At 68.8% G+C, this 16,585-nt stretch carries 16 protein-coding genes; 2 read left to right on the top strand and 14 right to left on the bottom strand.

The features are described from left to right. Positions 1 to 5 precede the first annotated feature (5 nt). The 8 genes from fni to QMZ16_RS10100 all read right to left on the bottom strand — a co-directional run bounded on the left by fni (position 6) and on the right by QMZ16_RS10100 (position 8,001). On the bottom strand, positions 6 to 1,055 hold the full coding sequence (fni, locus tag QMZ16_RS10135; RefSeq protein ID WP_282603147.1) for a type 2 isopentenyl-diphosphate Delta-isomerase: 1,050 nt from the start codon (positions 1,053 to 1,055) through the stop codon (positions 6 to 8). Beyond that, complete coding sequence (locus QMZ16_RS10130) at positions 1,052 to 2,086, bottom strand: hydroxymethylglutaryl-CoA reductase (protein ID WP_282603146.1); 1,035 nt, start codon at positions 2,084 to 2,086, stop codon at positions 1,052 to 1,054. The genes fni and QMZ16_RS10130 overlap by 4 nt, the downstream gene beginning before the upstream one ends. A 201-nt stretch (positions 2,087 to 2,287) precedes the next feature. Next, on the bottom strand, positions 2,288 to 2,746 hold the full coding sequence (locus QMZ16_RS10125; protein WP_282603145.1) for an HAD family acid phosphatase: 459 nt from the start codon (positions 2,744 to 2,746) through the stop codon (positions 2,288 to 2,290). Further along, the gene (locus QMZ16_RS10120; protein WP_282603144.1) at positions 2,743 to 3,276 is read right to left on the bottom strand and encodes a histidine phosphatase family protein; all 534 of its coding nucleotides are present in this window, start codon (positions 3,274 to 3,276) and stop codon (positions 2,743 to 2,745) included. The genes QMZ16_RS10125 and QMZ16_RS10120 overlap by 4 nt, the downstream gene beginning before the upstream one ends. Continuing rightward, positions 3,273 to 4,301 (bottom strand): MBL fold metallo-hydrolase, encoded by a 1,029-nt coding sequence (locus tag QMZ16_RS10115; protein ID WP_282603143.1) that lies wholly within the window; start codon positions 4,299 to 4,301, stop codon positions 3,273 to 3,275. The genes QMZ16_RS10120 and QMZ16_RS10115 overlap by 4 nt, the downstream gene beginning before the upstream one ends. Continuing rightward, positions 4,302 to 5,342: an ABC transporter ATP-binding protein gene (locus tag QMZ16_RS10110; RefSeq protein WP_282603142.1), complete on the bottom strand. Its 1,041-nt coding sequence runs from the start codon at positions 5,340 to 5,342 to the stop codon at positions 4,302 to 4,304. Beyond that, entirely contained in the window at positions 5,330 to 7,033 is a 1,704-nt protein-coding gene (locus QMZ16_RS10105) for an iron ABC transporter permease (RefSeq protein ID WP_282603141.1), read from the bottom strand. Before QMZ16_RS10105 ends, QMZ16_RS10110 begins: the two co-directional genes overlap by 13 nt. Further along, positions 7,033 to 8,001, bottom strand: a complete 969-nt coding sequence (locus QMZ16_RS10100) for an ABC transporter substrate-binding protein (RefSeq protein WP_282603140.1) — start codon at positions 7,999 to 8,001, stop codon at positions 7,033 to 7,035. The genes QMZ16_RS10105 and QMZ16_RS10100 overlap by 1 nt, the downstream gene beginning before the upstream one ends. 165 nt (positions 8,002 to 8,166) lie before the next feature. Here QMZ16_RS10100 and QMZ16_RS10095 point away from each other — a divergent pair, with 165 nt between their 5' ends. Further along, positions 8,167 to 8,934: a DeoR/GlpR family DNA-binding transcription regulator gene (locus QMZ16_RS10095; protein ID WP_282603139.1), complete on the top strand. Its 768-nt coding sequence runs from the start codon at positions 8,167 to 8,169 to the stop codon at positions 8,932 to 8,934. Between the two features lie 13 nt (positions 8,935 to 8,947). Here the strand turns inward: QMZ16_RS10095 and QMZ16_RS10090 are convergent, their stop codons facing one another. Genes QMZ16_RS10090 through uxuA form a run of 5 tightly spaced genes read right to left on the bottom strand, consistent with a single transcriptional unit; the run spans position 8,948 to position 14,178 of the window. Next, positions 8,948 to 10,234 carry a TRAP transporter large permease gene (locus tag QMZ16_RS10090; protein ID WP_022706292.1) on the bottom strand — a complete coding sequence of 429 codons (1,287 nt, stop codon included), beginning with the start codon at positions 10,232 to 10,234 and terminating at the stop codon, positions 8,948 to 8,950. Next, the gene (locus tag QMZ16_RS10085) at positions 10,231 to 10,764 is read right to left on the bottom strand and encodes a TRAP transporter small permease subunit (RefSeq protein WP_282603138.1); all 534 of its coding nucleotides are present in this window, start codon (positions 10,762 to 10,764) and stop codon (positions 10,231 to 10,233) included. Before QMZ16_RS10085 ends, QMZ16_RS10090 begins: the two co-directional genes overlap by 4 nt. Before the next feature lie 59 nt (positions 10,765 to 10,823). Continuing rightward, the gene (locus QMZ16_RS10080; RefSeq protein WP_282603137.1) at positions 10,824 to 11,795 is read right to left on the bottom strand and encodes a C4-dicarboxylate TRAP transporter substrate-binding protein; all 972 of its coding nucleotides are present in this window, start codon (positions 11,793 to 11,795) and stop codon (positions 10,824 to 10,826) included. 44 nt (positions 11,796 to 11,839) lie between these two features. Beyond that, positions 11,840 to 12,970, bottom strand: coding sequence for an AGE family epimerase/isomerase (locus QMZ16_RS10075; protein WP_282603136.1), 1,131 nt, complete (start codon positions 12,968 to 12,970; stop codon positions 11,840 to 11,842). After that, positions 12,967 to 14,178, bottom strand: a complete 1,212-nt coding sequence (gene uxuA, locus QMZ16_RS10070; protein WP_282603135.1) for a mannonate dehydratase — start codon at positions 14,176 to 14,178, stop codon at positions 12,967 to 12,969. The genes QMZ16_RS10075 and uxuA overlap by 4 nt, the downstream gene beginning before the upstream one ends. 106 nt (positions 14,179 to 14,284) lie before the next feature. On the opposite strand from uxuA, the gene QMZ16_RS10065 reads away from it, so the two are divergent. Continuing rightward, positions 14,285 to 14,959 carry a GntR family transcriptional regulator gene (locus tag QMZ16_RS10065; RefSeq protein WP_282603134.1) on the top strand — a complete coding sequence of 225 codons (675 nt, stop codon included), beginning with the start codon at positions 14,285 to 14,287 and terminating at the stop codon, positions 14,957 to 14,959. Between the two features lie 4 nt (positions 14,960 to 14,963). Here the strand turns inward: QMZ16_RS10065 and QMZ16_RS10060 are convergent, their stop codons facing one another. After that, positions 14,964 to 16,583: a pyridoxamine 5'-phosphate oxidase family protein gene (locus QMZ16_RS10060; protein WP_282603133.1), complete on the bottom strand. Its 1,620-nt coding sequence runs from the start codon at positions 16,581 to 16,583 to the stop codon at positions 14,964 to 14,966. Between the last annotated feature and the right edge of the window lie 2 nt (positions 16,584 to 16,585).

Raw genomic sequence — 16,585 nt, 5'->3', positions numbered from 1 at the left:
CACTTTCATTGACGGATAAGCGAGGAATTGTCCTTCAGGTCGGCAAGCGTGCCGCAACCCAGGAGGAACATGGCTGTCCGGAACTCCAGATGCAGTTTCCGGATGGCGGATACAACCGCCTCGCGCGAGTTTTGGGCCGCTTTCAGCAGGGGCGCGGCGACCCCGCACATATCGGCCCCCAGAATGACGCATTTCGCCATGTCGACGCCGTTGCGGATGCCGCCGCTGGCGATCAGGACGCTGGCCCCGTCATGGGCCGCAAGCGCGGGCCGTGCCTCGCGCAGGGCGTCCACGGTCTGCAAGCCCCAGTCCTGGAAGACCAGGCCCAGATCGTCATCGGCCCGCTGGCGGCGGCGATACTCGATCCGGCTCCAGGATGTGCCGCCGCGACCGGCCACGTCGAAATGCCGGATCCCGGCACGCAGCCCGATGGCGATATCGGCCGCCGACAGGCCGCAGCCCACCTCCTTCAGCAGGACGGGCACGGGAACGTCGCGGGCGATGGCCGCGATCTTGCTGCCCAGATCGGCAAAGTCGCGATCCCCTTCGGGCTGGACGGCCTCTTGCAGGGGGTTCAGGTGCAGATACAGACCGTCCGCCTGCAGCACCTCGATCGCGGCCAGGCATTCCTTCAGCCCCAGCCCCATGTTCAGCTGCACCGCGCCGATATTGGCCAGCAGCGGCACCGTGGGCGCATGGGCGCGCAGATCGAAGCTGGCCCGTGCCGAGGGGTCGGTGAACATCACGCGCTGCGAGCCCACCGCCATGGCGACGCGGGCCTCCTCGGCACCTGCGGCCAGGTTGCGGTTGATGCGCTCGATCTCCTCTCCGGTGCCGCCGGTCATGGAGGAAATCAGCAGCGGGAAGGACAGTTCACGGCCCAGGAAGCTGGTCGCCGTGTCGATGGCGTCGAAATCCACCTCGGGCAGGGCGCGATGGGTCAGCGCGATGCGGTCGAAGCCGCTGTCGCCCCGGTCGATATCCGCATCGTCGTCCAGTGCACGCAGATGGTCCAGCTTGCGCCCCGCGACATGGTGATCCTTGCTGTCGGTCATCGCTCCATCTCCATGTGGGTGCGGACCAACTCTCCGGGGTTGGTCTGGGCCGCAAGCAGCGACAATTCACCACACAGCACGACGCCCGCGCAGATCGCCGCAAGACGGCGCGCGTTGTCGCCGGGCTCGCCCGGCTGGCGGCAGCCCATCCGCGACAGGTTCTCCTCGATCGAGGGGATGCCCTTGCCGGCGCCGACCGAGCCCATGATCAGGTTGGGCAGCGTGCACGAGAAATACAGATCCTCGCCGCGGGCCTCACAATGGACGAAGCCCTGGCTGGCCTCGATGATGTTGGCCGCGTCCTGCCCCGTCGCCAGGTAGAAGCCCAGCAGCATGTTCGCGAAATGCGCGTTCGCGCTGCGCAGCGACCCCGCCAGCGTGCCCCCGACATAGTTCTTCTCGTAGTTCAGGCGGACCATCTTCTCGGCGCTGGTGCGCAGCACGCGGGTCAGGATCTTGCGCGGGATCTCGACCTCGGCGACGGCGTATTTGCCGCGGCCCAGGATGCCGTTGACCGCCGACGCCTTCTTGTCGGTGCACAGGTTCCCCGAGATCGTGGAATAGGCCAGCATCGGGTATTCCGACAGGATCCAGCCCTGCACGGCCTCGGCGGCCTTGGTGACCATGTTGTGACCCGAGGCGTCGCCCGTCACGCATTCGATGCGGATGAACAGCAGGTTGCCCACGATCTGGCGGTTCAGTTCGACAAGGCGGGCGAAGCGGCTGGTGGTGGCGACGACGGCCGCGACCTCTTCCTGGCGGGCCTTGATCGACTGCCAGGCGGCGGTCGCTGCCGCCCCGTCATGCGCCCGCAGCGCGATCGAGCGGCTCATGCGTTCATCGACCAGCGAGACCTGGATCCCGCCCGAATGCCGGGAAACCCCCGCCCCCCGCGCGGTCGAGGGCCAGAGCGGCGTCTCGTAGGTGGCCAGCGGCGCGCTGATCGGGCCCTCGACGACGGGGCCGCGGAACAGGATCGGGCCGACCCATTGCGTGGGCACCGGGGTATGGGAAATCATCTGGTCTTTCACGGGCGCTTCCGCTTCTTCGTTCTGCATCATCTGGATGCATCGCATTCTTCGCGGGCAGAATCGAGACGTCGCGTGCAAGTTATGTCAACTTGCCGCGCGTTTCCGTGCGGAAATCGGCGTCGGACGCGCGGTTCGACGCGTGTCGGGCATGTTGGCGGAGCGGTTTCCCGCCCAGCCTGTCCGCGCCCCCGTCGCGCGGCCCTAGAAGTCCCCCGGCGCGCATTGCAGGCAGACCAGCCCCTCGGCCCGCCAGGCATCCACGACGGACCGCCGGTCGTCCACGACCAGCCAGGGCGCCAGCCCGTCGGCGCGCATCTCGGCCAGGGCGCGGCGCTTGACCTCGGGGTCGCTGGCGCCGTCCTGATCCTCGGGGCGCAGATAGATCCCGTCGAAGGGCAGGTCGTGCTTGCGCAGCCATGCGATCGTGTGATCCTGCCAGCCGCGGGGCCGCCCCGAGCAGATGACGACCGTCTCGCCCCCCTCCTTCAGCTTGCGCATCAGGCGGGCGACCTCGGGGATGGGCGGGGCGTCGGCCATCGCGTGGTGGAAGGCGTCCCAGTGCTTGGTCGTGCCGTGGACAAGATGGCCCAGGCGGTCGGCGTCGAATTCGGCAAGCGTGCCGTCCACGTCGAAGACGACGCAGGGGGTGGTGGCGGTCATATCGTTCCTTCCTTGAATCGGTCGCCGTCCGGGCTGAACAGGATCGGCGTGGCGTTGGGCGGACGGTCGCCCGCATCGCCGGTGGTCCACAGCACGCGCGCGGCACGGATCACGCCCGAATGGCAGACCAGCACCGGCAGCGCATCGCCCGAGGTCGCGCAGATCCGCCGGATCGCACGGTCCACGCGGGCCAGCATGTCGTCCCAGCCCTCGCCCCCCTGCGGCGTGATTTCGCGCGGGGGCAGATCGGCGACGGGGCGTCCCTCGAAGATGCCCCAGTCGCGTTCGCGCAGATCGGGCTCGGGCTGGTGGTCGAGCCCCGGAAAGGCCAGCAGCGCGGTATCGCGGGCGCGCGACATCGGGCTGGCGAACAGCGCGATGCCCGATGGCCATTCGCGCCCTGCCAGGGCGCGGGCCTGATCGCGACCCCTTGGCGTCAGGGGCACATCGGTCGCGCCCGCGATGATCGCCTCGGCATTGGCGGCCGTTTCGCCGTGGCGGATCAGGCAGAAGCTGCGGGCGGGGATCATGGCGTCACCTCCTGGTGCATGAAGACCTGCGCGCCCATGTCCAGCGCCAGATAGATCTCGGGGTCGGGGCAGAAGGCCGGGGCAAAGCGCCGCGCGGCCAGCCGTTCCAGCATCCGTCGCTGGTCGCGCAGCGGCGGATGCACGTTCCAGCGGCGGAAATGCCCGCCGGGGCGGTCGCAGAAGCCGCGCGCATGGGCGTTCATGTGGCCGGTGAAGACGACATGCGCGTCCTGCCCCAGCCTGCCCGCATCGCGCCACGCGCGCAGATGCCGCCATGCCGCGCCGGCTTCGGCGTTCGGCGTGTCGCAGACAAGAAAGCGCGCCTCGGTGGCGGATGCCAGTCCGCGCGCCTCGGGCAGATGCGCGATGGCCGGCAGGCAGGCGTCGTCGACCATCACGCTGCCCGGTCCGTGGCGGCGGATCAGCCGCAGGGCCAGCTCGGCCGCGCGGCCCGATGGCGGCACCGGCAGCAGCACCTGCCCCGGCAGCACCTCGAGCAGGTCGTCCAGGTCCGCGATGCAATCGGATTGCGCCACGTCGAAACCGCCATAGGAGCAGTCGAGGATCGCCGTCCCCGCAGGCGGGGGCGGATCGAAGGCGAACCAATCGGATTCCTCGGACCAGTCGCCGGAATAGAACAGCCCCTCGCCCATGTCGAAATGCATCCAGACGCCGCCCGCGGCATGCCCGTTGCGACCGGTCGTCAGATCGACCCCCGCGATCCGCGTGACACCGCGTTCGGGCAGCAGGCGCAGATCCGCCCCCGCGGGCAGCAATGCCGCCGTCTGCCGTGTCGCGTGGATCGGCAGCCCCGCCGCGACCGCGTGACGCGCGCCGCCGATATGGTCCACGTGGTCATGGGTGATCAGCACCGCATCCGCGCCCGCCAGCCAGGCGGGGTCGAAATCCGCGCCCTCGTCCGGGCCCGTCCCGCAATCGAGGATCAGGCGCATCCCGCCGACATCCAGCCTGATGCAGGCAGGGCCCTTCACGCCCATGCCCGAAAGGATCTTCACGCTGTCCATTCAATCCTCGGCAAAGGCCCAGGGGGCGTTGATGGTCAGGCCAAGCTGCGCGCCCGGATCGAAGCGGGCGCGGGTCTCGGTCACCAGGCGGGTGCCGCAATCCAGCACGGTTTCCAGCAGGTATTTCCCGCCAAGATAGGTGACACGCGCGACCTTGGCGCGCAGGTCGCCCGTCTCGGAGATCGCAAGGTTCTCGGGGCGCAGGCAGACGTGATCGACAAAGCGCGATTGCGGGGCGGCGTTCACCGCAACCTCGGCCCCCAGGATGCGGGCGCGGCCCGCGCCGTCATGGGCCTGCACGGGCACCACCGTCCCGCGCCCGACGAATTCCGCGACGAAGCGGCTGGCGGGGCGTTCATACAGGTTCTGCGGCGTGTCCAGCTGCCGGATCCGGCCCCGGTCCATCACCGCGATGCGGTCGGCCATGGCCATCGCCTCGGACTGGTCATGGGTGACATAGACCATCGTGGCCCCGGTGCGGCGGTGGAAATCGGTGAAGACCGCCTGCATCGAGGCACGCAGCGCCACGTCCAGGTTCGCCAGCGGCTCGTCCAGCAGGACGGCCTGCGGGTCGGACACGAGGCAGCGCGCAAGGGCCACTCGCTGTCGCTGCCCGCCCGACAGGTCCGACGGCATCCGGTCGGCATAATCGCCAAGGCCGGTGGCCTGCAGCGCGGCCTCGGTCCGGGTGGCAATGGCATCGCGCGACAGGCGGCGTATCTCCAGCGGATAGGACACATTGCGGCGCACCGACATGTGCGGCCACAGGGCATAGGACTGGAAGACGAAACCGATATTGCGGTCCTCGGGGGGGACCATCGCGCCCCGCCCCGCATCCGCCACGTCGCAGCCGCCGATGGCGATGCGGCCACGGTCCGGCATCTCGAACCCCGCCAGCAGGCGCAGTAGCGTGGTCTTGCCGCAGCCGGACGGACCCAGCAGGGCGATGAACTCTCCGTCATGGAACCGGGTGGTGATGTCCTGCAGGGCGGGCGTGCCCGCGAAATCCTTGCCGACAGAGGACAGGTCTATGTCTGCCATGGGACGACTCCTTTGGGGAAGCGGCGCGAGAACAGCTGGATCAGGCCCATCAGCGCCATGACGACCAGCACGATGGTCATGGCAAGCGCGCTGGCCATCGCGGTCTCGCCGCTGTCCTCGAGGTTGAAGATCACCACCCCGAGCGTCTCGGTCCCCGAGGACCACAGAAGCGCCGAGACGGTCAGTTCGTTGAACGCGGTCAGGAAGACCAGGATCGCCCCCGCGGCGGCGGCGGGCGCCGTCAGCGGCAGGACCACGTCGCGCATCCGGCGCGACAGGCCCGCGCCCACCGATTGCGCGGCCTCGGCCATGGCGGGGTCAAGCTGCTTCAGGCTGGCCTGCACGGGGCGGAACATCACCGCGAAGAACCGCGCCAGATAGGCAAGGAAGATGATCCAGACGGTGCCATACAGGGTCGCATCCGTCAGCGGCAGGTCGATCAGCAGCAGGATCATCGCGATGGCCAGCACCACCCCCGGCAGCGCATAGGGCAGGTCCAGCAGGCTGTCGAACAGCCGCGTCAGCCGCGTGGGGTTGCGCGACATCAGCCATGCCAGCGGCAGGCACATCGCCATCAGCACCAGCGCGGCCCCAAGCGCGAGGCCAAGCGAATTCGCGAAGGCGCGGCGGGTGACGGGCTGGCTGAACAGCACCTCGGCCCAGGATTTCAGCGTGATCGTGTCCAGCCGCAGCGGCACGCCATATGCCGGCACCAGCGAGGTCGCGATCAGCCCGAGCATCGGCAGCACGAGGATCGCCGCGACCACGGCCCACAGCGCGATCTCGACCGGCAGGCGGGCACGGCCAAGCGGGATCGCCAGCGGGCGCGAGGTCGATCCGACCAGATGCACGCGCTGGCGGGTCTGGAAGAGGCGCTGCGCCAGGATGCCCGCGATCGCGACTGTGCCGATCAGCATGGCCAGCACCGACACCTCGGCCAGGACGCCCGTGCCCATGCCCGCCAGCTTCTGATAGACCAGCGTCGGCAGCGTGGAATAGCCTGCGGGAATGCCCAGCATCGCGGGGATCCCGAAATTCCCGAGCGCGGTGACGAAGGTGATCGCGCTGCCCGCAGCAAGGCTGGGCAGGGTCAGGGGCATCACGACCTGCCACCATGTCCGAAGCCCGCGCGCGCCGCTGATGCGGGCGGCCTCGACGACCTCCTGCGGGATGGCGCGCAGGCCCGCGCGCAGGGTCAGGAACACGATCGACATGTGCTGGATGCCCAGCAGCAGGACGATCCCCCCCGGCGAATAGAGCGGCTGCGCCGAACCCAGTGGCGGCGCGATCCAGAGCGTCTTCAGCAGGACCGAGGACGGCCCCATCAGCTGGATCCAGGACAGCGCCGTGATCTGCGGCGGGATCATCATCGGGATCATCAGGCAGAAGACCAGCGCCGCCTTGGCGCGCAGATCCGTCAGCGCCACGATGAAGGCGAAGGCCGATCCCAGCACGACCGAGATCACCGTCCCCAGCCCCGCCGTGACCAGCGAATTGCGCAGCGCATCCAGCGTCGCGGGCTGCGACAGCACATCCGCCGCAAGGCCAAGACCCGGGCGCGTGCGGTCGGTCAGCCCCTCGACGAACAGGCGCATGACCGGCGCCAGCGTCACGAAGGTCGCGATCAGCAGCACGACCGAGAGCAGCCGGTTCTCGGACCGGCTGCCCCCTTTCTGCATGGCAGCCTGCATCACTCGGCGCCGAACAGCTCGGTGAACTTCGCCTTGTCGGCCTCGGCCTGTTCCAGCGCGGCGGCGGGGTCGAAATCCATCAGCCGGATCTGGTCGCGGGCGGGGAAGCCCTCAGGAACGCCCATGCCCTCGCGGGCGGGGATGTAGCCCATGTCCAGGACCAGCTGCTGGCCTTCCTCGCTGATGAGGAAGTCCACGAATTTCTGCGCACCCTCGAGGTTCTTCGCGGTGGACATGATCGCCACCGGTTCGGTCACGTAGGACACGCCCTCGGTCGGGAAGACGAATTCGACCGGCGAGCCTTCGGCCTTGTTGCGGATCGCAAGGAAGTCCACGACCATGCCATAGGGCTTCTCGCCCGAGGCGACGGCCTTGAAGGTGCCACCATTGCCGCCCTGCGCGCGGGCCTCGTTCGCGGCCAGCGTCTCGTAGTATTCCCAGCCCAGGCTGTCATCGCCGGTCAGCGTCGCCAGGTGGATCAGCGCGGCGCCCGAATACAGCGGCGACGGCATCGCGACCTGCCCCTTCAGCCCGTCCTGCGCCAGGTCGGCCCAGGATTCGGGCGCGGTCTCGACGCCGGTATTGTAGACGATGCCGGTCGTGATCAGCTTGGTCGAGTGGTAATACCCCTCGGGCGAATTCAGCGCGGCGTCGTAATTCGCAGCCTCGGGGGACTGGTAGGCGGTCAGCAGACCTTCCTGCGCCATGCCCTCCAGCGTGACGGTATCGGCGATCAGCAGCACGTCGGGCTGGGGATTGCCGGCCTCGATCTCGGCGCGCAGGCGGGCCATCAGCTGGGTGGTGCCGTCGCGGACCCATTCGACCTCGGTGCCGGGATTGGCGGCCATGAAGGCATCGACGGTCTGCTGCGCATCCGCGTTCGGCTGCGAGGTATAGAGCGTGATCGTATCCGCCATGGCGGTGCCCGCCAGCAGCACGAGGGCGGTCGAGGTGAGGAAGGTCTTCATCGGGCTCTCCTGAGGTTTGCTTTCGTTCGAAAGCCAAGCACAGGGGCCTTATGGTCGCGCAATGTGACGGTTCGACGACGCGAGTTTGAAGAATTTATTATATTGCAGACACTTGCGCCGATACCCTAGGCTTCGCGCAATCTGCGGTGGTTTCGAAGGAAAATCATGTCACGGCTTGATCTGGTCGAACGGCGCGATGTCATCGTTGCGCTTCTGTCCGAGGGCGGCCCCCTGTCCGCGACCGAGCTGTCGGACCGGCTGGGCGTCTCGGTCCAGACCGTGCGCGCCGATCTGCGCGACCTGGATCAGGCGGGGCTGGTGCAGCGTCGCAATGGCCGCGTGCAGCTGCGCAACCGGACCGAGAATATCGGCTATCACCCGCGCGTGGGCATCGCGTGGCAGGACAAGCAGCGCATCGCCACCGTTGTCAGGGGGCTGATCCCAGACGGGTCGCGGCTGGCGCTTGGGACAGGGACCACGGTCGAGCATTGCGCGCGCTTTCTTGCCGGGCATCGGGATCTGTTCGTGGCAACGAACAGCATCCACGCGGTATCGGCGTTGCAGAACGCCCCCGGCATCGCGGTGGCCATGGCGGGCGGGACGGTGCGGATGCGCGACCTGGACCTGGTGGGCGCGACCGCGCTGGAGTTCTTCGCGGGCTACCGGATGGATTTCGCGATCTTCAGCTGCGGCGGCCTGACCCCTTTGGGCGAGGTGCTGGACTATGACACCGACGAGGTGATGGCCCGCCGCGCGATCGCGGGTTGTGCTGCGACCCGTATCCTGGTTGCCGATGGCGGCAAGATGGGGCTGGACCTCGCCTGTCGCCACGGGCGGCTGTCCGATCACGACATCGTCGTGACCACCGCCCCGCTGCCCGATCGGGTCATGCGCGAATGCGCGGGGCGGGGCACCAGGGTCCTGGTCGCCTGACGCCCCGCGCCGCCTACATCAGCCAGTTGGGCAGGAACATCACCACGCCGGGGAACAGGATCATCAGCACCACCGTTCCCAGCACCGCCGCGATGAAGGGCAGCGCCTCGACCGTATAGTCGCGATAGGAACAGCGCAGGATCCCGCAGACGGTGAACATCGACACCCCGACCGGCGGCGTCATGCCCCCGAAGGTCACCAGCGTCATCATGATCAGCCCGAAATGCACCGGATCGATCCCCGCCGCCGTCACGACCGGCACCAGGATCGGCGTCAGCAGCATCACGAGGACCGTCGCCTCGATCAGCATGCCCAGCACCAGCAGGAAGGCCGAGACGACGAACAGCAGCACCGTCGGGTCGGTCAGCGCGGTCAGCGCGAATTCCGCGATGTCCTGGGGGACGCGCTCGAAGGTGATGACATAGCCGAAGGCCCCCGAGAACAGGATGATCAGCATGATCATCCCGATATCGCTGAGCGTCTGCATGAACGCCTCGTAGACGCGCCGCAGGGTCAGTTCGCGATAGATGCCCATTCCCACGATCAGCGTATAGGCGATGGCGAAGGCGCCGGCCTCGGACGGGGTGAAGAAGCCGAAGCGGATCCCGACCAGCAGCCAGACGGGGAACAGCACGGCCCAGAACCCGTGGATGAAATCGCGCCAGACCTCGGACAGGGTGGGTGCGCGGTCGCGTTCGGGCACATAGCCGCGCCTGCGGGCGACGATGGTGGTGGTCAGCATCAGCGCGATCGTCAGCAGCACGCCCGGCACGATGCCCGCGATGAACAGGCGCCCGATCGACACCTCGCCCAGATAGCCATAGAGGATCAACCCCAGGCTGGGCGGGATGGTCGCGGTGATCAGCCCGCCGATGGCCAGCAGCGACCCCGCGAAGCCGGGGGAATACCCGCGCGCGACCATGGGGACGCCAAGGATGCGCGCCTGCATCGCGGCATCCGCCACCGCCGATCCCGACACGCCGCCCATCAGCGCGCTGAGCAGGATCGAGGATTGCGCCAGCCCGCCCCGCATCCAGCCCGCAAGCGTGGTGGACAACCGGATCAGCCGCTCGGTGATGCCCGATCCGTTCATCAGGTTGCCCAGCAGGATGAACAGCGGCACCGCCAGCAGCGGGAAGGACTGGCTGACGGCCACGATCCGCTGGACCGAGGTCTGGTCGGGCAAAAAGGTCGAGGGCAGCAGGAAATAGGACGTTCCGGCGATCCCGATGGCGAAGGCCACGGGCATGCCGATGGCGATCAGCGTCAGCGCAAGGATCAGGATGAGGCTTGAGATCACAGGATTTCCTCCTTCGCCGCATGTTCGGAAGGGCCATCCGAGGGGGCGTCCTCGTTCGCCAGGTGGTCGAACAGCCCCGCCAGCCCCTCGGCGCACAGGCGGCGCGTGAAGGACAGGATCAGCAGCACCGCGCCCACCGGCAGCGCCAGCGTCACAAGGCCATAGGACAGCCCCGAGGCACCCAGTTCCCGCTCCCAGTTGTTGGTCGCAAGGAACCATCCGTGCCAGGCCACGAAGCCGAGGAAGGGCAGGATCAGCGCAAGGCTCAGCGCGGTGAGGGCCGCGCGAACGGGGCGCGGCAGCATGTCGAAGATCGCGCCGACGCGGATGTGCTGCCCCTGGCGGGCGGCGATGTCGGCACCCAGCATGCAGGCCCAGATCAGCGACAGCTGCGCATATTGCGGCGCGGCGGCGACGGGCCAGCCAAGGCTGCGCCCGATCCCCGCCACCAGCACCGACAGGACCACGGCCACCAGCGCCAGCAGCGCGGCCAGCCGTTCGGCCCGGTCGAAGATGTTCCAGAACGTCACGGCGTCCCCCATTTCCGTCATGGACCCGCCCCCGGTCCGGCCGGGGGCGGGCACCCGTGTCACTGGCTCAGATAGGGCTGCAGCACCTCGCGCGCCTCGACCAGGTCCAGCGTCTCGTAGACGGCGGCGGTCGCCTCGCGGAAGGGGGCGGTGTCCAGCTCGTTGAAGCTGACGCCCGCGGCCTCCATGTCGGACTGGACCTGCGCCAGCCGCGCGACGGTGCCTTCGGTCGCCATGTCGCCTGCGGCCTTGAACTCCTCGTCCAGAATCGTGCGCAGGTCGTCGGGCAGCGACTGGTACCAGTCCTCGGATGTCACGAGACCGGTGAACAGCTGGATGTGGTTGGTGAAGGCCACGTTGGTCGAAACCTCGTGCAGCTTGATCCCGAAGGCCCCGGTCAGCTGGGCCTCGGCGCCGTCGATGGCGCCCAGCTGCATCGCCGAATAGACCTCGGACCAGGCCATCGGCGCAGGCGTCGCGCCCATCGCCTCGACCGTGGCGACCCAGCCGGGTGCGTCGATGGTGCGCACGCGGACGCCCGACAGGTCGTCCGGCCCCTCGACCAGCTTCTTCGTGAACATCTGCCGCGTGCCCTGGAACCAGTTGTAGTTCATCAGCCGCAGGCCCGAGCTTTCGGCCAGCTCGTCCGCCCAGCCCTGGAAGACCGGCGACGAGGTGATCGCCGCGTATCCGGTGTAGTCCTCGACCAGGTAGGGGGCGGCAAGGATGCCCAGCTCGCGCTTGAAGGCCGACAGGCGGCCCGCATCGACCAGAACGGCGATGGGCGCGCCACCGCGGATCTGTTCCAGCACGTCGTTATCCTCGCCCAGCTGAGAGCTGGGATAGATGGTGACCCCGATCCGGCCCTCGCTGCGCTCCTCGATCTTGGTCTTCGCCTCCTCCATGGCGATGACCATCGGGTCCGTGGTGGGCTGGGACGTGGACAGCGCCAGCTTGAAGTCCTGCGCCATTGCCGGCGATACGGCCAGCGCAAGGATGGCGGCGGCGGTCGCCTTGGTCAGATGGGTCATTGTGTCTCCTCCTTGTTGTTCGGTCATGTCGTCGTTACGACGCATCATGCGGTCGCGGGGCCGATCCTCCAGCAGCCCGCGCGATGCCCTTCGGTCACGAAGATCGCCACGTGATAGAGAAGCCGCGTCAGTGCGGCATCCCACGTGGTGCGACCCTCGGCATCCAGCCGGTTGATCCAGCGGGGGTCGTGATCCGGCGCGAAATAGGCGCCGAAGATGATGTCCGCGATGCGGATGGTCCGGTCCCGATGGCCAAGCCGCGCATGCAGCTTGCCCGCCTCGGTCAGCGGCCACAGAAGGTGCTCGGGCAGGGTCGGACGGCCCGTGGCGTCCACCGCCTCGAAGGGCGCGCCGTCCAGCGGGCCGCCCCGGCGCAGGCCGTGCGTTTCCGCGAATTCCGTCATGCGGGCCGCGGCCTTGCGCAGGTCGTCGCGCCCCGTCGCGTCGGCCAGGCAATGCAGCAGCCACGCCCATTCGTACTGGTGGCCCGGCTCTCGGCGGGTGCCGCTGGCGTCGTCGGTCGGTTCCAGGTCAGGGCCCGTGAACTCGCGCACGGCACCCGTCGCGGGATCGACGAAGTGGCGCAGGCCGACCGCCGCAAGACCTTCGGCGCGGGCCAGCCAGACGGGATCGCCCGTTGCGGCATGCGCCTCTAGCACGGCCTCGAGCATGTGCATCTGCGGGTTCTGGCTGCGGGTGTCGGGGCTGTCTGGGCCGCGCTCGTCCTGCCACAGGGCGCCGGTCGCGGGTTCGATCAGCCTGGTCTCGATGAAATCCCAGATGCGGTGCAGGTCGCGGGCATCGACGCGGTCCGACCCCGCGCGCATCAGCGCCGCGACGGACAGAAGCGCGAAGCTTTGATCATAGCTGCGGCGCAGGCAGGCATCCGGCCCCTGCCCGTCCGAGAAACGGTGCCCCCAATCCGCGCCGCGCAGGTGCAACGACACGAAACCGTGGATGCGATGCGCCGCGTCCAGCAGATCGGGGCGGTCGGCCACGCGCGCCAGATGCGCCAGCGCAAAGACCGTGCGGCATTGCGCCAGCGTGGTGCGGGGGCCGTCATCGCCAAGCGCCTCGATCACCGGCGCGGGACCCTCGCCCTGCGGCAGCGCGACGGCCAGCCAGGCAGGGATCAGCCGCGAGGCGAAGCCTTCTGCGCCCGCGACCCCCGTCATGACGCCACCAGCGGATGGGACAGCGCGGTCATGATCCCGCGCAGCTCGGCCAGCCCCTTCAGCCGTCCGATTGCCGGATAACCGGGCTGCGCGTTACGGCGCAGATCGTCCAGGATGTCCTGCCCGTGATCGGGGCGGAAGGGGATCGAGGCATCGTCGCGCCCCGCCGCACGTCTCGCGGCCTCCTCGGCCAGCACGGCGTGGATCAGGGCGACCATGTCGGTGCCGCCGCCCAGATGCTCGGCCTCGTGGAAGGAACAGGGGGTGGCGTCTTCCTCGCGGGTGACGTTGCGCAGGTGCAGGAAATGCACGCGATCGCCCAGGCGGCGCATCATCCCCGGCAGGTCGTTATCGGCCCGCGCCCCAAGCGATCCGGAACACAGCGTCACGCCGTTCGCGCGCAGATCGACCGCGTCGAGGATGGCGCGGTAATCGGCCTCGGTCGACATGATCCGCGGCAGGCCCAGCAGCGGGAAGGGCGGATCGTCCGGGTGACAGCACAGGCGGATGCCCAGCCGCTCGGCCTCGGGGGCGATTTGCGACAGGAAGTCGATCAGGTTGGCGCGCAGACGCTCGGTCGGGATGGTGGCGTATTCCGCAAGGTGATCGCGCACATCGGACAGGCTGAAATTCTCGGCCGCGCCCGGAAGGCCGAAGACCACGTTGCGCGACAGCCCCTCGCGGCGGGCATCGTCCATGGCGGCGAACCGGCGGGCGGCCTGATCCGCGACGCCCTCGGGGAACGCATCCGCCGCCCCTTCGCGCTGCAGTATGTGGATGTCGAAGGCGGCAAAGTCGATCAGGTCGAAGCGCATCGCCGTCCCGCCATGCCCGACGCGCCAGGCAAGATCGGTCCGCGTCCAGTCCAGCACCGGCATGAAGTTGTAGCAGACCGTCCGGATCCCCGCCGCCGCAAGGTTCGCAAGGCTGTCGCGATAGGCCGCGACATGCGCGCGCCACTCGCCCGACTGCCGCTTGATGTCCTCGGATACGGGCAGGCTCTCGACGACCTCCCAGGCAAGACCCGAGGGTGTCCCGTCGGGCCGCGTCGCGATCTCGGCCTGGCGGCGTGCGATTTCCTCGGGTGTCCAGACCGCGCCGGTCGGCACGTGGTGCAGCGCCGAGACGACCCCCTCGACCCCTGCCTGAAGCATGTCCTCGATGCCGACCCCGTCACGGGGGCCGAACCAGCGCCATGTCTGCCGCATGATTCCTCCCTTGTCCCCCTTCATGCCTAGCGCGGGTCCGCGTTGATTACAAGTATGGTAGTATATCAACTTGGCAGGGGCCGTGTGGCAGAGTAGAACGCTTGGCATGGATACGCTTGCCACAATCGAAGCCACCGCGCCGCTTGGCGTTCAGCTGATCGCCGATCTGCGCAACCGCATCGTCAGCGGCAGGCTGCAACCCGGAACGCGGCTGTCGGAACAGGAAATCGCCGCCGCCTATGGCCTGTCGCGCCAACCCGTGCGCGAGACGTTCATCAAGCTGGCAGCCGAAAACCTGGTCGAGATCCGCCCGCAGCGCGGCACCTTCGTGTGCAAGATCGACATGAACGACGTGACGCAGGGCCAGTTCGTCCGCGAGGCGGTCGAGGCCGATATCGCACGCATCGCGGCGGACCGCGCCGATGCCGCCGCCATCGCGCATCTGCGGGGCCTGATCGCCGAACAGCGCCGCGCGAAGGGCGGTGCGGGCTTCTTCGCGCTGGACGAACGCTTCCACCAGGCGCTGGCGGCGGCTGCGGGCCGTGGCGGGGTCTGGGCGCATATCCAGCAGATCAAGATGCAGATGGACCGCGTGCGCCACCTGACCGCCGAGGAGTTTCCGACCGATCACCTGATCGACCAGCACGAAGCCATCGTCGAGGCCATCGCGGCAGGCGACGCGACCGCCGCCGAGGCCGCGATCCGCACCCATCTGCGCGGCGTGCTGGCGGACCTGCAGAAGGTCGCCCGGCTTCAGCCCCATTGCTTCGAGCCGGGCTGAGCCGTCAGGCCCCCGGTCCGAAGGTCTCGAACAGGATCCGTTCAGGCGGGATGCCCGCGTCCTCCAGCCCGTTCCGCAGATCCGCGATGAAGCCCGCCGGTCCGCAGATCATGTAATCCGCATCGGGTCCGACACCCAGTGCCAGCACATGCCCGGCGGTGATCCGGCCCGTCTCGTGATGATCGCCCCCGATCCGGTCATGGGGCTCGGGCCTGCTGTAGAACACGCCCTGCCGCAGGTTCGGGTGGGCCGCGACAAGGGCCGCAACTTCGTCCCGCATCGCGTGATTGCGCCCGCTGCGGGCCGCGTGCAGATACCAGGTCCTGCGGTCGGTCCCCGCCAGCGCATGCAGCGCCGACAGCATCGGCGTCAGCCCCACGCCCGCCCCGATCAGGACCACCGGCCCGCGCCCCTCGGGCAGCACGAACTCGCCCGAGGGCTCGCCCGCCTCGATCACGCCTCCTTCTGGCAGCGCGTCATGCAGATGGCGCGAGACGAGGCCGCGATCCTCGCGCTTGACGGTGATGCGGTACTCGCCCCCCTTCGGATCGCCCGACAGGGAATAGCTGCGGCTGCTGGTCCCAGCCTGCCCCGGCACCTGGACCGTGATCGGCAGATGCTGCCCCGCGCGAAACCGCGGCAGGGGCCGCCTGTCCAGCGATGCCAAATGAAACGAGGTGATGGAGGCGGACTCGACCGTCTTGCGCACCACCCGCAGCTTGCGCGTCCCAGCCTCCGTCCGCGACCAGCGCAGCGACAGCGCGGCGGGCCGGTCGATCACGGCCTCGACCTCGACCCGGATCATGCGCCAGGCGTCGGGATCATGCGCACCCTCGGGCGACCAGTCGACGCTGGCCCGCCCGCGAAGATGCAGCAACCCGCCGGTCGCGAAATCGACGAAGACCAGCCCCACGCGGGGATCGGCCATGATATTGCCGATGGTGTTGAAGAAATTGTTGCCCATGTAGTCGGGGATCAGCAGCCGGTTCCGCCCCTCGACCCGCACGAAGCCGGGCGCCCCGCCCCGATGAGAGGCGTCGTACCCGTCCGAGGCCGCGCCCGCGCCCTCGTGCTGACCCGATCCGATGAACAGCGTGTCCGCCGCGTGAATCCGCGCGATCTGGTCATCGTCCAGCGCATCCGATCGGCGCACGGGGCCGGGGGATGACGGAACGCGGGCAAGGCTGCGCTCGTGGATGTATTGCGGGCAATTCCCGAAGGTCTGCGCCACGCGGATGACGAAGCCGTCCGGCACGGGGCGCAGCCGCCCCGAGAACCGGTTGCGCCGCCGCGTCGCAAGGTCGATCCCCACCGCACCCACATCGCCCCCCTGCGCGAAGCGCTGCGCCAGTGGATCGTCGTCCGGGACATGGGCGCGAAACGCCAGATGCCGCGGATCGGACGAGGTGACGAAGCCGTCTTGGCCCTCGACCAGGGTCACCCAGACATGCCCCGAGGCGTCCGCGCCCGCCAGGACCATGAAGGGCAGGCCCGCGTGGAACCTGCGATGCTGATCCGGCAGGTGATCGCGGACGAAGCCGCCCGCCCACCGCGACACGTCATCCACGCCCGCCCGCATCTGGGCCGCACGCTCGGCTTCGTGAAAGGGGTTGGCATGGGTCATCG

The organism is Paracoccus sp. PARArs4, assembly GCF_947311865.1.
GTDB lineage: Bacteria > Pseudomonadota > Alphaproteobacteria > Rhodobacterales > Rhodobacteraceae > Paracoccus > Paracoccus zeaxanthinifaciens.
The sequence above is the reverse complement of the archived record's forward strand: the minus strand, read 5'-3'. Positions and strand labels throughout refer to the sequence as shown.

Excerpts from the sequence above, each read along its gene's own strand:
- fni (WP_282603147.1), bottom strand. The coding sequence starts at position 1,055 with ATGACCGACAGCAAGGATCACCATGTCGCGGGGCGCAAGCTGGACCAT.
- QMZ16_RS10075 (WP_282603136.1), bottom strand. The coding sequence starts at position 12,970 with ATGACGGGGGTCGCGGGCGCAGAAGGCTTCGCCTCGCGGCTGATCCCT.
- QMZ16_RS10105 (WP_282603141.1), bottom strand. The coding sequence starts at position 7,033 with ATGCAGGCTGCCATGCAGAAAGGGGGCAGCCGGTCCGAGAACCGGCTG.
- QMZ16_RS10120 (WP_282603144.1), bottom strand. The coding sequence starts at position 3,276 with ATGATCCCCGCCCGCAGCTTCTGCCTGATCCGCCACGGCGAAACGGCC.
- QMZ16_RS10110 (WP_282603142.1), bottom strand. The coding sequence starts at position 5,342 with ATGGCAGACATAGACCTGTCCTCTGTCGGCAAGGATTTCGCGGGCACG.
- uxuA (WP_282603135.1), bottom strand. The coding sequence starts at position 14,178 with ATGCGGCAGACATGGCGCTGGTTCGGCCCCCGTGACGGGGTCGGCATC.
- QMZ16_RS10080 (WP_282603137.1), bottom strand. The coding sequence starts at position 11,795 with ATGACCCATCTGACCAAGGCGACCGCCGCCGCCATCCTTGCGCTGGCC.
- QMZ16_RS10115 (WP_282603143.1), bottom strand. The coding sequence starts at position 4,301 with ATGGACAGCGTGAAGATCCTTTCGGGCATGGGCGTGAAGGGCCCTGCC.
- QMZ16_RS10095 (WP_282603139.1), top strand. The coding sequence starts at position 8,167 with ATGTCACGGCTTGATCTGGTCGAACGGCGCGATGTCATCGTTGCGCTT.
- QMZ16_RS10065 (WP_282603134.1), top strand. The coding sequence starts at position 14,285 with ATGGATACGCTTGCCACAATCGAAGCCACCGCGCCGCTTGGCGTTCAG.
- QMZ16_RS10060 (WP_282603133.1), bottom strand. The coding sequence starts at position 16,583 with ATGACCCATGCCAACCCCTTTCACGAAGCCGAGCGTGCGGCCCAGATG.
- QMZ16_RS10100 (WP_282603140.1), bottom strand. The coding sequence starts at position 8,001 with ATGAAGACCTTCCTCACCTCGACCGCCCTCGTGCTGCTGGCGGGCACC.
- QMZ16_RS10125 (WP_282603145.1), bottom strand. The coding sequence starts at position 2,746 with ATGACCGCCACCACCCCCTGCGTCGTCTTCGACGTGGACGGCACGCTT.